The following is a 15,144-nucleotide window of genomic DNA, read 5'->3' as shown; positions in this document are numbered from 1 at the left end:
CTCCACCAGTCGGCGGTCATCGGCCTGGTCGCCGACGTTCAGCGGCAAGGCACCGAAGACACTGCCGGCGGAAACCCGCTGCAGGCCGTTGACGCGGATATCGGAGATGGTGAAGGACTCGGCGTGAACTTCAGCGATCATCAGTGCGGACATGACCGCAGTTAGCAGCAGACGTTTCATGAAGTCCTTTTATTCCAACTGGCAATAAACAGCCCGCCGCGACAAGACGGCAGGTTTCGCAATTGAGCGAAGCTTTATAGTCGACCCAGATCGTTGATCAGGGCGAGCAACATCACCCCTATGACCAAACTGATACCGATCTGGACCCCCCAACCTTGCACCCGATCCGACAGCGGACGACCGCGCGCCCACTCGACCAGGTAAAACAGCAAATGCCCCCCATCCAGAACCGGGATGGGCAGCAGGTTAAGAACCCCCAGGCTTATGCTCAGGTAGGCCAGGAAATTCAGGAAATCCCCCACGCCGGACTGGGCTGAAGCGCCCGCCACTTTAGCAATGGTTATCGGTCCGCTCAAGTTTTTTACCGAGAGCTCCCCGAACAGCATTTTCTTCAGCGATTCAAGGGTCAGGACGCTCATGTTCCAGGTGCGTGACAAGCCCTCACCCACCGCATCCAGCGGGCCGTAGCTGACTTCGCGGAGCATGTTGGCAGGCCATTCGCCACCTTTTACACCGGCGCCAAGATAGCCGCCGGCCGCCTTGCCCTCGCCCTTGCGCGCCAGGGTGACCGGGACGTCCAGCGCAGCACCATCGCGCTCGACACGCACCACAACCTTGGCTTGCGGGCGGGCCCGCACGGCATCGACCACCTGCTGCCATTCGCTCACTGCCACGCCATCGAGGGCCAGCAGCTTGTCACCGGTTTTCAGGCCCGCAGCGGCAGCCGGCCCCTTCGGATCGATCTCGGCCAACACCGGCACGATCGCCGGGCGCCAAGGGTGCAGCCCAAGGGACTGGATCGGGTCCGGCTCGTCGGCGCCCTTGAGCCAGCTGTCCAGCTTCACCTGCAGCTGGCGCTCGGCGCTGGCGCCCTCTTCACGCACGCCAACCTGCAGGGTGCCGCTCTCGCCCAGGCGGCGAACCAGTTGCAGGTTGACTGCAGACCAACCATTGGTCGGCTTGCCGTCGATGGAGACGATTTCCTGACCTGCGGTCAGGCCTGCCGATGCTGCCAGGCTGCCCGCATCGACCGCACCGATCACCGGGCGGATCTGCTGGGTACCCAGCATCGCCAGTACCCAGAAAAACAGGATGGCCAGCAGGAAGTTGGCAACCGGGCCCGCCGCGACGATCGCGATGCGCTGGCGCACGGACTTGCGGTTGAACGACTGCTCGATCAGCGCCGGCGGCACATCACCCTCGCGCTCGTCGAGCATCTTGACGTAACCACCCAGCGGGATCGCAGCGACCACGAACTCGGTGCCATGGCGGTCATGCCAGCGCAGCAGCGGCGTGCCGAAGCCTACCGAGAAGCGCAGCACCTTGACACCGCAGCGGCGTGCCACCCAGAAGTGGCCGAATTCATGGAAAGTGACCAGTACACCCAAGGCTACGAGGGTGCCGATAATCATGTAGAGCGCTGTCATATCCATCTCCGAATGATGTTCAGCGGGCTGGCATCATGCCCAGCCCCCTCGTGAACCGTGGCGGGCCTGCATCAGCGACCGTGACGCCTCAGCCACTCACGGGAAAGCTCCCGGGCACGCTGGTCGGCGGCGAACACCGCGTCCAGCGACGGCAGCGGTACGACGGGCTCCTGATCGAGCACCTGTTCGATCATACCCGCGATCTCCGGGAAGCGGATACGCCGCTGGAGAAATGCCTCGACCGCAACCTCGTTGGCCGCATTGAGCACGGCCGGTGCGCTGTTGCCGGCCTCGGCAGCCTGCCGCGCCAGGCGCAGGCAAGGGAAGCGCTGTTCGTCGGGCGCCTGGAAATCCAGACGGGCGATGGCGAACAGGTCCAGCGGTGCCACCCCGGAATCGATCCGCTCGGGCCAGGCCAGGGCGTTGGCAATGGGTGTGCGCATGTCCGGGTTACCCAGCTGCGCCAGCACCGAACCGTCGACATAATCCACCAGGGAGTGGATCACGCTCTGCGGGTGCACCACCACCTCGACCTTGGCCGGTGCCGCATCGAACAACCAGCAGGCCTCGATCAGTTCCAGGCCCTTGTTCATCATGCTGGCCGAATCCACGGATATCTTGCGCCCCATGGACCAGTTGGGGTGCGCGCATGCCTGTTCCGGGGTGACATCCAGCAGCGCCTCGACGGGGGTCTCGCGGAACGGGCCACCGGAGGCGGTGAGCAGGATCCGGCGTACGCCGACGGCACTCAGGCCGCGCGCGTAGTCGCCGGGCATGCACTGGAAGATCGCATTGTGCTCGCTGTCGATCGGCAGCAGCACGGCGCCACTGCGCCGCACCGCCTCCATGAACAGCGCGCCGGACATCACCAGCGCCTCCTTGTTGGCCAGCAACACCTTCTTGCCCGCCTCGACCGCCGCCAGGGTGGGGCGCAGGCCGGCGGCGCCGACGATGGCCGCCATCACTGCGTCCACTTCCGACGCAGAAGCCACCTGGCACAGCCCCGCCTCGCCTTCCAGCACCTCGGTGGCGCAGCCCGCCGCTACCAGGCTTTCGCGCAGTCGCGCGGCCGCCTCGGCACTCGGCACCACGGCGAATGCCGGGCGATGGCGCACGCACAGGGCCTGCAATTCGTCGATACGCGAATAGCCACTCAGGGCGAACACCTGGTAGCGGTCGGGATGGCGCGCGATGACATCCAGCGTGCTCAGGCCGATGGAGCCGGTGGCCCCGAGCACGGTAATACGCTGCGGGCGGCTCACATAACACCCCATTCGGCAGCCCACAGCAGCACGGCGAAAATCGGGATCGCCGCAGTCAGGCTGTCGATGCGGTCGAGCACCCCACCATGGCCGGGCAACAGGTTGCTGCTGTCCTTGATGCCGGAACGGCGCTTGAACATGCTTTCGGTCAGGTCACCGACCACCGAAGACATGACCACCAGCGCGGCACTCAGCAGGCCCAGCAGGATCTGGCCGAAGCCCCAGTCGCGGCTGATACCGACCACCAGGGTGATCACCAGGCTGACCGCCAGGCCGCCATACACGCCTTCCCAGCTCTTGCCAGGGCTGACCTGAGGCGCCAGCTTGCGCTTGCCGAAGGCACGGCCGGAGAAGTACGCGCCAATATCGGCAGCCCACACCAACACCATGACCGACAGGATCAGCCAGTTACCCAGCGGCCAGTGCTTGAGCAGCACCAACCCCTGCCAGGCCGGCAGCAATACCAGCAGGCCGATCAGCAACCGGCAGGCGGCACTGGCCCACAGCTCGCTGCTGCGCGGGTAGGTAAGCACCAGCCAGGTGGCCAACCCCCACCAGATCACCGCAGCGCCCAGCACCCAAGGCGCCAGCTCCGGAAGGATGTACAGCAACATCAGCGCTCCGGCGACGACCACGGCATAGGCGATGCGCAGTGGCTGGGCCATGAGCCCGGCCAGGCGCGCCCACTCCCAGGCGCCGAGGGTCACCACGAAGCCGATGAACAGGGCGAAATCCCCACCATTGAGCAGGAAGAAGCCACCCAGCGCGATCGGCAGCAGGATCAGCGCGGTAATGATGCGTTGTTTAAGCATTAAGCACGAGCTCCAGCCTCGACCTGCTCGCTGGTCTTACCGAAGCGGCGCTGGCGCGAAGCGAAATCGGCCAGGGCGTTGCGCATGGCCTCGTGTTTGAAGTCCGGCCAGTACAGGTCGGAGAAATACAGCTCGGCGTAGGCCAGCTGCCACAACAGGAAGTTGCTGATGCGGTGCTCGCCACCAGTGCGGATGCACAGGTCCGGCAGCGGCAGCTCGCCGGTTGCCAGGCAGGTCTGCAGCAGGCCCGGGGTGATGTCTTCCGGGCGCAGGTGCCCGGCTTGCACTTCCCGCGCCAGCCGCTGGGCGGCCTGGGCGATGTCCCACTGGCCACCGTAGTTGGCCGCGATCTGCAGAATGAAGCGGTTGTTGCCGGCGGTCAGCGCCTCGGCCTCGCGCATGGCGGCTTGCAGCTCCGGATGGAAACGCGAACGGTCACCGATGATACGCAGGCTGATGTTGTTCTCGTTGAGGCGCTTGGCCTCGCGGCGCAGGGCCGAGAAGAACAGCTCCATCAGCGCACCGACCTCTTCGGCGGGACGCTGCCAGTTCTCACTGGAGAAGGCGAACAGGGTCAGCACCTCGACCCCGGACTCGGCACAGACTTCGATGACCGCGCGAACGGCGTCGACACCCGCCTTGTGCCCGGCAACGCCGGGCAACAGGCGCTTTTTCGCCCAGCGGTTGTTGCCATCCATGATGATCGCGACATGACGCGGCACCGAGGACGGCGCCGCTGGCTTGGTCTTTTCCATTAAAAAACCCCGGCCTTAGACGGCCATCAGGTCCTTTTCCTTGGCTTTGAAGGCGGCATCGACTTCGGCAACGTACTTGTCGGTCAGTTTCTGGATTTCGTCAGCGGCACGACGCTCTTCGTCTTCGCTGATTTCCTTGTCCTTGGTCAGCTTCTTCAGGTCGGCCAGGGCGTCACGGCGCACGTTGCGCACGGCTACCTTGGCATCCTCGGCAACGCCGCTGGCCTGCTTGGTGTAGCCCTTGCGGGTTTCCTCGGTCAGGGCCGGCATCGGCACACGGATGGTGGTGCCGGCGCTGGACGGGTTCAGGCCCAGGTCGGAGGTGAGAATGGCCTTCTCGATGGCGGCGCTGAGGTTCTTGTCGTGGGCGACGATCTTCAGGGTGCGGGCATCTTCGACGGTGATCGCGGCCACCTGGTTCAGCGGCATCTCGCTACCCCAGGCCGGGACCTTGACGCTGTCCAGGATGCTCGGGTGGGCGCGACCGGTGCGGATTGCCGCCAGGTTGCGGGCCAGGGCCTCGAGGGACTTGGTCATGCGCTCCTGCGCGTCTTTCTTGATGTCGTTGATCATGCTTGGCCTTCCTCGATCAGAGTACCTTCAGCGCCACCCACCACGATGTTCAGCAGGGCGCCAGGCTTGTTCATGTTGAATACCCGCAATGGCATCTTGTGGTCACGGCACAGGCAGATTGCGGTCAGGTCCATCACACCCAGCTTGCGATCCAGGACCTCGTCGTAGGTCAGGTGATCGAACTTCTCGGCATGCGGGTCCTTGAATGGATCGGCAGTGTACACACCATCGACCTTGGTCGCCTTCAGCACCACGTCGGCATCGATTTCGATGGCGCGCAGGCAGGCCGCGGAGTCGGTGGTGAAGAACGGGTTGCCGGTACCGGCGGAGAAAATTACCACATCCCCGGAGTTGAGGTGGCGAATAGCTTTGCGACGATCGTAATGATCGGTGACACCGACCATGGAAATGGCCGACATGACCAGGGCCGGGATGTTCGAGCGCTCCAGCGCGTCGCGCATGGCCAGGCCGTTCATCACGGTGGCCAGCATGCCCATGTGGTCACCGGTGACACGGTCCATGCCGGCTGCGCTGAGCGCGGCGCCGCGGAACAGGTTGCCACCACCGATCACCAGGCCGACCTGGACACCGATCCCTACCAGCTGGCCAACTTCGAGGGCCATGCGATCCAGCACTTTCGGGTCGATCCCGAAGTCTTCCGAGCCCATCAGGGCCTCGCCGCTAAGTTTGAGCAAAATGCGTTTATAGCGAGGTTGGCGACCACTCACCTGCTGAGCCATTGCGAGTCTCTCCTGCGGCGTACTTTTAGAAAATTCGTGCGGGCTGTTTGCAGCCTGCTAACTGTAGCGTGGCACCGTTTTGGTGCCAGCGGCGGCAGGTTTTATAAACCCTTCGCCGTTTTGACAAAGAGGCTGCGCGCGTGAGCGGGCAGCCTCTTCGGGGCGACAGACGGGGCTGTCTTACTGCTTGGCAGCAGCTACCTGAGCGGCAACTTCAGCAGCGAAGTCGTCGACTGGCTTCTCGATGCCTTCGCCTACTTTGAAGTAGGTGAAGGAAACGATTTCAGCACCGGCTTTCTTGGCCAGCTCGCCAACCTTGACTTCCGGGTTCATGACGAAGGCTTGCTCGACCAGCGAGGCTTCGGCCAGGAACTTCGAGATACGACCTTTGATCATGTTCTCGACGATGTTTTCCGGCTTGCCGGCGATCTTGTCAGCGTTCAGCTGCAGGAAGACGCCCTTCTCGCGCTCGATGGCTTCGGCCGATACTTCCGATGGCAGCAGGAACTCAGGGTTCGAAGCTGCAACGTGCATGGCGATGTTCTTGGCCAGATCGACGTCGCCGCCTTTCAGGACAACGGCAGCGCCGATCTTGTTGCCGTGCAGGTAGGCACCGACAACGTCACCTTCAACGCGCACCAGGCGACGGATGTTGACGTTCTCGCCGCACTTGGCAACCAGGGCTTCACGAGCAGCTTCACGCGAGGCGATCAGCGGAGCAGCGTCGGTCAGCTTCTGGGCGAAGGCTTCTTCGATGCTGTCGGCAACGAAGTTCTTGAAGTCGTCTTGCAGGGCCAGGAAGTCGGTCTGCGAGTTCACTTCCAGCAGGACGGCGGATTTACCGTCGGTCTTGACGGCGATAGCGCCTTCAGCAGCGACGTTGCCAGCCTTTTTGGCGGCCTTGATGGCGCCCGAGGCACGCATGTCGTCAATGGCTTTTTCGATGTCGCCGCCGGCCTTTTCCAGGGCCTTCTTGCAATCCATCATGCCTTCGCCGGTACGCTCGCGCAGTTCTTTGACCAGCGCTGCAGTAATTGCTGCCATTTCAAAATCCTCTTGGAAAGTTTTTCAACCATTCCACCCGTTCGTCACGGGCGTTCAATTCTGCAAATCCGCTGTGTTTATCTCAGCGAGCCCATGATGCGGGGCCGATGCTGACAGCAGGATTTCAAGGTGGCAAAAAGGGGGCAGAGCCCCCTTTTTGCGTGCCAAGTCGACGCTAGCGTCTAATTACTCGGCAGCAGGTGCAGCCGCTTCTTCAGCGTAAACTTCGGTGCCGCCGGCAACGTTGTTACGGCCGCGGATGACTGCGTCAGCCATCGAAGTCATGTACAGCTCGATAGCGCGGATGGCGTCATCGTTACCTGGGATGATGTAGTCAACACCTTCCGGGCTGCTGTTGGTATCGACAACGCCGATAACCGGGATGCCCAGCTTGTTGGCTTCGGTGATCGCGATGCGCTCGTGATCAACGTCGATAACGAACAGAGCGTCTGGCAGACCGCCCATGTCCTTGATGCCGCCCAGGCTGCGATCCAGTTTTTCCAGGTCGCGGGAGCGCATCAGGGCTTCTTTCTTGGTCAGCTTGGCGAAAGTGCCGTCTTCGGCCTGGGTTTCCAGGTCGCGCAGACGCTTGATCGAAGCGCGGATGGTCTTGTAGTTGGTCAGCATGCCGCCCAACCAACGGTGGTCAACGTACGGCGAACCGCAACGAGCAGCTTGCTCGGCGACGATCTTGCCGGCGGAACGCTTGGTGCCGACGAACAGGATCTTGTTCTTGCCCTGGGCCAGGCGCTCTACGAACGACAGAGCGTCGTTGAACATTGGCAGGGTTTTTTCCAGGTTGACGATGTGGATCTTGTTACGCGCGCCGAAAATGTACTTGCCCATTTTCGGGTTCCAGTAACGGGTCTGGTGGCCGAAGTGCACACCGGCCTTCAGCATATCGCGCATGTTGACTTGGGACATGATAGTTCCTTGATAAGTCGGGTTGGGCCTCCACGTATCCCAATGACCAACCCGCGAATTCTGCAACTCGGGGCACCCAGGTCATCGTGTCGACACGTGTGTGGGTTAAGTGCTGACGGGGTCGTCCCCGAAAGCGGCGCATTTTATACCACAGACCGCGGCCGAACGGAACCCGGATACTGTTGCGTCCGTCAGCGGTTTTTGCAGCACCCCGGCTTTCGCGCCAGAATGCCAGCTATAGACAGCAGCATGGCCGCCTTTATCCCGACCGATCGGCGCCCTGCTCTGCTAGAATCCGGCCTTTCCCGTTTGTTCGCGCCGCATGCGGCGCTGTAGAGAGCCTGTAATGACCGTCACCATCAAGACCGCAGAAGACATCGAGAAGATGCGCATCGCTGGCCGCCTGGCCGCCGACGTGCTGGAAATGATCGAGGAACACGTCAAGCCCGGTGTCACCACCGAAGAGCTGGACCGCCTGTGCCACGACTACATCGTCAACGTCCAGCAGGCCATCCCGGCACCGCTCAACTACAAGGGCTACCCGAAGTCGATCTGCACCTCGATCAACCATGTGGTCTGCCACGGCATCCCCAACGACAAGCCGCTCAAGGACGGTGACACGCTGAACATCGACGTCACCGTGATCAAGGACGGCTACCACGGCGACACCAGCCGCATGTTCCACGTCGGCACCGTGCCGGTATGGGCCGAGCGCCTGTCCAAGGTCACCCAGGAGTGCATGTACAAGGCCATCGAACTGGTCAAGCCGGGCTGCCGCCTGGGCGACATCGGCGAAGTGATCCAGAAGCACGCTGAAAAGAACGGCTTCTCGGTGGTGCGCGAGTTCTGCGGCCACGGCATTGGCAAGGTGTTCCACGAAGAGCCGCAGATCCTGCACTACGGCCGCGCCGGCACCGGCATGGAGCTGAAGGAAGGCATGACCTTCACCATCGAGCCGATGATCAACCAGGGCAAGGCCGACACCAAGGTGCTGGGCGACGGCTGGACCGCCATCACCAAGGACCGCAAGCTCTCGGCCCAGTGGGAACACACCCTGGTGGTGACCGCGACCGGCTACGAGATCTTCACCCTGCGCAAGGACGACACCATCCCGCGCACCTCGGCCTGACCGCACTCCCACAGGCCACCCCCACGACAGGAACGTGACGCGATGCCCCAGGTGGACCCCGAGTTGTTCGACCGCGGCCAGTTCCAGGCGGAACTGGCCCTCAAGGCGAGCCCCATCGCTGCCTTCAAGAAAGCCATCCGCCAGGCCGGCGAGGTGCTCGACAAGCGTTTCCGCAGTGGCTGCGAAATCCGCCCACTGATCGAGGCCCGCGCCTGGCTCGTCGACAACATCCTGCAGCAGGCCTGGAACCAGTTCGACTGGGGCGACCAGAGCGGCATCGCCCTGGTCGCGGTGGGTGGCTACGGGCGCGGTGAGCTGCACCCGCATTCGGACATCGACCTGCTGATCCTGCTGGATGCTGCCGAACACGAGCAGTATCGCGATGCCATCGAGCGGTTTCTCACCCTGCTGTGGGACATCGGCCTGGAAGTGGGCCAGAGCGTGCGCACCGTCGACGAGTGCGCCGAGCAGGCCCGTGCCGACCTGACGGTCATCACCAACCTGATGGAAAGCCGCACCATTGCCGGCCCCGAGGCCCTGCGCCAGCGCATGCTGGAGGTGACCAGCACTGCGCACATGTGGCCGAGCAAGGACTTCTTCCTGGCCAAGCGAGCCGAACTCAAGGCCCGCCACCACAAGTACAACGACACCGAGTACAACCTCGAACCCAATGTGAAAGGTTCACCCGGCGGCCTGCGCGACATCCAGACAGTGCTGTGGGTGGCCCGCCGCCAGTACGGCACCCTCAACCTGCACGCGCTGGCCGGCGAAGGTTTCCTGCTGGAAAGCGAGAACGAGCTGCTGGCCTCGTCCCAGGACTTCCTGTGGAGGGTGCGCTACGCCTTGCACATGCTGGCCGGGCGCGCCGAGGATCGCCTGCTGTTCGACCACCAGCGCAGCATCGCCGCGCTGCTGGGCTACAGCGACGACAACCCCAAGCGGGCGATCGAGCAGTTCATGCAGCAGTACTACCGGGTGGTGATGAGCATCAGCCAGCTGTGCGACCTGATCATCCAGCACTTCGAGGAGGTCATCCTCGCCGATGACGACAGCGGCACAACCCAGCCGCTGAACGCGCGCTTCCGCCTGCATGACGGCTACATAGAAGCGGCCAGGCCGAACGTGTTCAAGCGCACGCCGTTCGCCATGCTGGAAATCTTCGTGCTGATGGCCCAGCACCCCGAGATCAAGGGCGTACGCGCCGATACCGTGCGGCTGCTGCGCGAGCACCGGCACCTGATCGACGATACCTTCCGCACCGATATCCGCAACACCAGCCTGTTCATCGAGCTGTTCAAGTGCGAAATCGGCATCCACCGCAACCTGCGGCGGATGAACCGCTACGGCATCCTCGGCCGCTACCTGCCGGAGTTCGGCCTGATCGTCGGGCAGATGCAGCACGACCTGTTCCACATCTATACGGTCGATGCGCACACCCTCAACCTCATCAAGCACCTGCGCAAGCTGCAATACACGCCGGTGTCCGAAAAATTCCCGCTGGCCAGCAAGCTCATGGGCCGCCTGCCCAAGCCCGAGCTGATCTACCTGGCCGGCCTGTACCACGACATCGGCAAGGGCCGCCAGGGCGACCATTCCGAGCTGGGCGCCGTGGATGCGCAGAAGTTCTGCGAGCGCCACCAGTTGCCGGCCTGGGACAGCCGGCTGATCGTCTGGCTGGTGCAGAACCACCTGGTGATGTCGACCACCGCCCAGCGCAAGGACCTGTCCGACCCTCAGGTGATCAACGATTTTGCCCTGCACGTGGGCGACGAGACACGCCTGGACTACCTGTACGTGCTGACCGTGGCCGATATCAACGCCACCAACCCCAGCCTGTGGAATTCGTGGCGGGCCAGCCTGCTGCGCCAGCTGTACACCGAGACCAAGCGCGCCCTGCGCCGTGGCCTGGAAAACCCGCTGGACCGCGAGGAGCAGATTCGCCAGACCCAATCGGCGGCGCTGGATATCCTGGTGCGCGAAGGCACCGACCCGGACGACGTCGAGCAGCTGTGGTCGCAACTGGGCGATGACTACTTCCTCAAGCACACCGCCGCCGACGTGGCCTGGCACAGTGACGCGATCCTCCAGCAGCCGGCCGATGGCGGGCCGCTGGTGCTGATCAAGGAAACCACCCAGCGCGAGTTCGAGGGTGGCACGCAGATCTTCATCTATGCCCCCGACCAGCACGACTTCTTCGCCGTGACGGTGGCGGCCATGTCGCAGCTGAACCTGAACATTCATGACGCGCGAATCATCACCTCGAGCAGCCAGTTCACCCTCGACACCTACATCGTGCTGGACAACGACGGCGGCTCGATCGGCGACAACCCGCAGCGGGTCAAGCAGATTCGCGACGGCCTGACCGAAGCGCTGCGCAACCCCGAGGACTACCCGACCATCATCCAGCGCCGGGTACCGCGCCAGCTCAAGCACTTCGACTTCCCGCCACAGGTGACCATCCTCAACGATGCCCAGCGGCCGGTGACCATCCTCGAAATCACCGCGCCCGACCGCCCAGGCCTGCTGGCCCGGCTGGGGCGAATCTTCCTGGAGTTCGACCTGTCGCTGCAGAACGCCAAGATCGCCACCCTTGGCGAGCGGGTGGAAGACGTGTTCTTCATCACCGATGCCGACAACCAGCCGCTGTCCGACCCACAGCTGTGCAGCCGACTGCAGGAGGCCATCGTCCAGCAGCTGCAGGCCGGCCAGGCCAGCGATGCCAGCCCCACCCGCGTGACCTTTTAACGACTAGACGATTGACGAGACCTTGCGCCGATGAACCATGCCTTGACCCAGCTTCAGCCCTACCCGTTCGAGAAACTCCGCGCCCTGCTGGGCAGCGTTGCACCTGCGGCGGACAAGCGCGCCATCGCCCTGTCGATCGGTGAGCCGAAGCACGAATCGCCGGCGTTCGTCGCCCAGGCCATGGCCGACAACCTCGACAAGCTGGCGGTGTACCCGAGCACCATCGGCCTGCCGGCCCTGCGCCAGGCCATCGGCCAGTGGTGCGAGCGGCGCTTCGGCGTACCGGCCGGCTGGCTGGATGCCGACCGCCACATCCTGCCGGTCAACGGCACCCGTGAAGCGCTGTTCGCCTTCACCCAGGCCGTGGTCAACCGCGCCGATGACGGCCTGGTGGTCAGCCCCAACCCGTTCTACCAGATCTACGAAGGCGCAGCGCTGCTGGCCGGTGCCACCCCGCACTACCTGCCGTGCCTGGAAAGCAACGGTTTCAACCCCGACTTCGACGCCGTGCCGGCTGAAGTGTGGAAGCGTTGCCAGATCCTGTTCCTGTGCTCGCCGGGCAACCCCACCGGCGCACTGGTGCCGATGGACACCCTGAAGAAGCTGATTGCCCTGGCCGACGAGCACGACTTCGTGATTGCCGCCGACGAGTGCTATAGCGAGCTGTACTTCGACGAGGATGCCCCGCCACCAGGCCTGCTGACTGCCTGTGCAGAACTGGGCCGCAGCGACTTCAAGCGCTGCGTGGTATTCCACAGCCTGTCCAAGCGCTCCAACCTGCCGGGCCTGCGCTCGGGCTTCGTCGCCGGTGACGCCGAGATCATCAAGCCGTTCCTGCTGTACCGTACCTATCACGGTTGCGCCATGCCGGTACAAACCCAGCTGGCCAGCATCGCTGCCTGGCAGGACGAGGCGCATGTGCGCGAGAACCGCGACCAGTACCGCGCCAAGTACGATGCCGTGCTGGATATCCTGCAGCCGGTGCTGGACGTGCAGCGACCGGATGGCAGCTTCTACCTGTGGGCCAAGGTACCCGGCGGCGATGCCGAGTTCACCCGCGACCTGTTCGAGGCCCAGCATGTGACGGTGGTGCCGGGGTCGTACCTGTCGCGCGAAGTGGATGGCGTGAACCCGGGCGCCGGGCGCGTGCGCATGGCACTGGTTGCACCGCTGGCCGAGTGCATCGAGGCGGCGGAGCGGATTCGCGAGTTCCTGCAGAACCGCTGATTCGACAGAGGCCGTACAACTCTCGAGTGTTGTGCAGTACCTGTAGGAGCGGGTTTACCCGCGAACACCGGCACAGCCGGTGCCATGCACCGCGTCGCCTGATTCGCGGGTAAACCCGCTCCCACAGGGCCGCATAGCGGCCCCCTGCAATCTACTTGACTGCCCCCAGGTTCGCTTCACTCATATCCAGCTCACCCAGCACCTGCCGCACCACTTCATCCCCCACCAGATGCTGGCGATGCAGTTCATACAGCTCCAGCCGCTGCGCCCGCAGCGCCCGCAAGCGCAAACGCCGCTCCAGCAGGTCCATCTGCTCGGCCAGCGCCTTGGCTTCGGCACTGTCGTTGTAGCTGTCCAGCTCATCGCGGTATTCCGCCATCAAGCGCGCCTTCAACTCGGTCGCCAGGGTCGCCTGCGCGGCATCCTGCGGCGCATTGCTATCGATCACTTCCTCTGCCTCCAGCGCATGGATCGCCGCCTCGGCCGTGCGTCGCCAGGCCTCCTGCACCTCCTGGTGCAAGCGCTCGTCCGGGCTCTTGGTCACCCCGCGCAGCAACAGCGGCAACGCGATACAGGCACTGATCAACGACAGCAGGATCACCCCGGCCGCAATGAAGATCAGCAGGTCACGCTCCGGGAAGGCCTTGCCTGCTCCCATCAGCAACGGGATCGACATCACGCCGGCCAGGGTCGCCGCACCGCGCACACCACCCAGGGTCAGCAGCCAGCAGGAGCGCGCCGTGGGCATCAGCACCAGCGCCGGCTTGCCGCGCCAGCGGCGTACCACACCGATCGAGCGCCAGATGCTCTGGACCCAGATGAACCGCAGCAAGATCAGCGCCACAAAGATCGCCACCACGTCCAGGCAGCGCCAGGCCAGGGTCGGCCAGACGGTGGGTTCATGGCTGACCACGGCCTTGATGATGTCCGGCAACTGCAGGCCCAGCAGCAGGAAGATCAGGCCGTTGAAAGCGAACTCCAGCAGCGACCACACGCTGCGGTTGAGCAGGCGCGTGCTGGTCTGCCGTGGCAGCAGGTCGAGCCAGCTCTGCATCATGCCAGCCGCTACCGCCGAAAGGATGCCCGACACGCCCAGGCGCTCGGCCAGCACGTAGGCAGCGAACGGCAGCAGCAACATGAACACCACGTGGGTGGCCGGGTCGTCCCAGCCGCGGGCGATCATCCAGGCACGCAGGCGGCCGATCAGCCAGCTCAGGGCCACGCCCACCGCCAAGCCGCCCAGGGCGACCAGTACGAAGCTGAAGCTTGCGTCGGTCAGCGAGAACACCCCGGTGATCGCCGCCGCCAGGGCGAACTTGAAGGTCACCAGGCCCGAGGCATCGTTCATCAGGGCCTCGCCCTGGAGCATGTGCATCAGCGGGGTGGGCAGGCGGTCCTGGGTAATGGCCGAAACCGCCACGGCGTCGGTTGGCGACAACACTGCGGCCAGGGCGAAGGCCACGGGCAGCGGGATGCTCGGCAGCAGCCAGTGAATGAAGTAACCGGCCCCGACCACGGTAAACAGCACCAGACCCACGGCCAGCGCCACCACCGGCCCACGAATGCGCCACAACTCGCGCTTGGGAATGCGCCAGCCGTCGGCGAACAGCAACGGCGGCAGGAACAGGAACAGGAACAGCTCGGGGTCCAGTGCCACATGCAGGCCCAGTGTCGGCCACGCAAGCAAGGCGCCGGCGGCGATCTGTACCAGCGGCAAGGGCAGCGGAATCATGCGGCCGACCAGCTTCGACACGCTGACCAGCGTCAGCAGGATGAGGACGGTGTAGGCGGACTGCATCCGGGAAAGCTTCCTTTGTGAACCAGAAACGACAACAGGGCGAAACATCGCCATTGAAACAATATGTTAGCGGCGATGGGGGATTCGGGGCCGCTGCACGATAGTCGCAGGTGGCGGATGAATATGTAACATGATGATACCCAGCAATCGTGACTGACGTTGGCGAGCATCGTGCGCTAGTCAGGCTTGAACTGCTGGGATCACGTCGTATAATTAACCTTAACGAATAACGTTAAGCATTCAGCCTCATGATTCGAAGCTTTAGCTGTGCCGACACGGAAGCACTTTTTACTCATGGAAAGACACGGCGTTGGTCAGATATCAAGTCAGTTGCGGAACGCAAACTGGCCATGCTCGATGCCGCAACAGAGCTGCGAGACCTTCGGTCGCCACCTGGCAACCGTCTCGAGGCATTGAGCGGCAACCGTGCAGGCCAGCACAGTATCCGTGTCAATGACCAATGGCGCCTGTGCTTTATCTGGACCGACAACGGGCCGATTAACGTTGAAATTGTCGATTACCACTGAG

General features: G+C 63.6%; 13 protein-coding genes and 1 pseudogene. 4 read left to right on the top strand and 10 right to left on the bottom strand.

What is annotated here, in order from left to right; translation table 11 throughout:
• The 9 genes and pseudogenes from CAG46_RS18620 to rpsB all read right to left on the bottom strand — a co-directional run.
• Positions 1–180, bottom strand: a pseudogene (locus CAG46_RS18620) (outer membrane assembly protein); the annotation flags it as partial.
• Between the two features lie 74 nt (positions 181–254).
• Positions 255–1,607 (bottom strand): RIP metalloprotease RseP, encoded by a 1,353-nt coding sequence (rseP, locus tag CAG46_RS18615; protein WP_085587702.1) that lies wholly within the window; start codon positions 1,605–1,607, stop codon positions 255–257.
• Positions 1,608–1,678: 71 nt separating this feature from the next.
• Entirely contained in the window at positions 1,679–2,869 is a 1,191-nt protein-coding gene (gene ispC, locus CAG46_RS18610) for a 1-deoxy-D-xylulose-5-phosphate reductoisomerase (protein WP_085587678.1), read from the bottom strand.
• Entirely contained in the window at positions 2,866–3,681 is an 816-nt protein-coding gene (locus CAG46_RS18605) for a phosphatidate cytidylyltransferase (protein WP_013971253.1), read from the bottom strand. Before CAG46_RS18605 ends, ispC begins: the two co-directional genes overlap by 4 nt.
• Positions 3,681–4,436 carry a polyprenyl diphosphate synthase gene (uppS, locus tag CAG46_RS18600; RefSeq protein ID WP_015269194.1) on the bottom strand — a complete coding sequence of 252 codons (756 nt, stop codon included), beginning with the start codon at positions 4,434–4,436 and terminating at the stop codon, positions 3,681–3,683. The genes CAG46_RS18605 and uppS overlap by 1 nt, the downstream gene beginning before the upstream one ends.
• Positions 4,437–4,451: 15 nt before the next feature.
• Complete coding sequence (gene frr, locus CAG46_RS18595) at positions 4,452–5,009, bottom strand: ribosome recycling factor (protein ID WP_025337974.1); 558 nt, start codon at positions 5,007–5,009, stop codon at positions 4,452–4,454.
• Positions 5,006–5,749, bottom strand: coding sequence for a UMP kinase (gene pyrH / locus CAG46_RS18590; protein WP_003252294.1), 744 nt, complete (start codon positions 5,747–5,749; stop codon positions 5,006–5,008). The genes frr and pyrH overlap by 4 nt, the downstream gene beginning before the upstream one ends.
• A 180-nt stretch (positions 5,750–5,929) precedes the next feature.
• Positions 5,930–6,793, bottom strand: coding sequence for a translation elongation factor Ts (gene tsf / locus CAG46_RS18585; protein ID WP_013971250.1), 864 nt, complete (start codon positions 6,791–6,793; stop codon positions 5,930–5,932).
• Positions 6,794–6,979: 186 nt separating this feature from the next.
• Positions 6,980–7,717, bottom strand: coding sequence for a 30S ribosomal protein S2 (gene rpsB / locus CAG46_RS18580; RefSeq protein ID WP_003252287.1), 738 nt, complete (start codon positions 7,715–7,717; stop codon positions 6,980–6,982).
• Between the two features lie 346 nt (positions 7,718–8,063).
• Between rpsB and map the strand changes: the two genes are divergently transcribed.
• From map to dapC, 3 genes are read left to right on the top strand one after another with little or no spacing between them, the layout of a single operon-like run.
• Positions 8,064–8,846 carry a type I methionyl aminopeptidase gene (gene map, locus CAG46_RS18575; protein ID WP_025337973.1) on the top strand — a complete coding sequence of 261 codons (783 nt, stop codon included), beginning with the start codon at positions 8,064–8,066 and terminating at the stop codon, positions 8,844–8,846.
• Positions 8,847–8,888: 42 nt separating this feature from the next.
• On the top strand, positions 8,889–11,591 hold the full coding sequence (locus CAG46_RS18570; RefSeq protein WP_085618296.1) for a [protein-PII] uridylyltransferase: 2,703 nt from the start codon (positions 8,889–8,891) through the stop codon (positions 11,589–11,591).
• 30 nt (positions 11,592–11,621) lie between these two features.
• A complete protein-coding gene (dapC, locus tag CAG46_RS18565) occupies positions 11,622–12,818 on the top strand; it encodes a succinyldiaminopimelate transaminase (RefSeq protein ID WP_085618294.1) in 1,197 nt (398 codons plus the stop codon).
• Positions 12,819–12,969: 151 nt separating this feature from the next.
• On the opposite strand, the gene CAG46_RS18560 is transcribed toward dapC, so the two are convergent.
• Complete coding sequence (locus CAG46_RS18560; RefSeq protein ID WP_085618292.1) at positions 12,970–14,616, bottom strand: Na+/H+ antiporter; 1,647 nt, start codon at positions 14,614–14,616, stop codon at positions 12,970–12,972.
• Between the two features lie 248 nt (positions 14,617–14,864).
• Between CAG46_RS18560 and CAG46_RS18555 the strand changes: the two genes are divergently transcribed.
• Positions 14,865–15,143, top strand: coding sequence for a type II toxin-antitoxin system RelE/ParE family toxin (locus CAG46_RS18555; protein ID WP_082810539.1), 279 nt, complete (start codon positions 14,865–14,867; stop codon positions 15,141–15,143).
• Position 15,144: the final 1 nt, after the last annotated feature.

The sequence above is a fragment of the Pseudomonas sp. B23(2017) genome (assembly GCF_002113725.1).
In the GTDB taxonomy this organism is placed as follows: Bacteria; Pseudomonadota; Gammaproteobacteria; order Pseudomonadales; family Pseudomonadaceae; genus Aquipseudomonas; species Aquipseudomonas putida_Z.
Note: the sequence above shows the minus strand (reverse complement) of the source record. Positions and strands in the feature narration are given on the sequence as shown.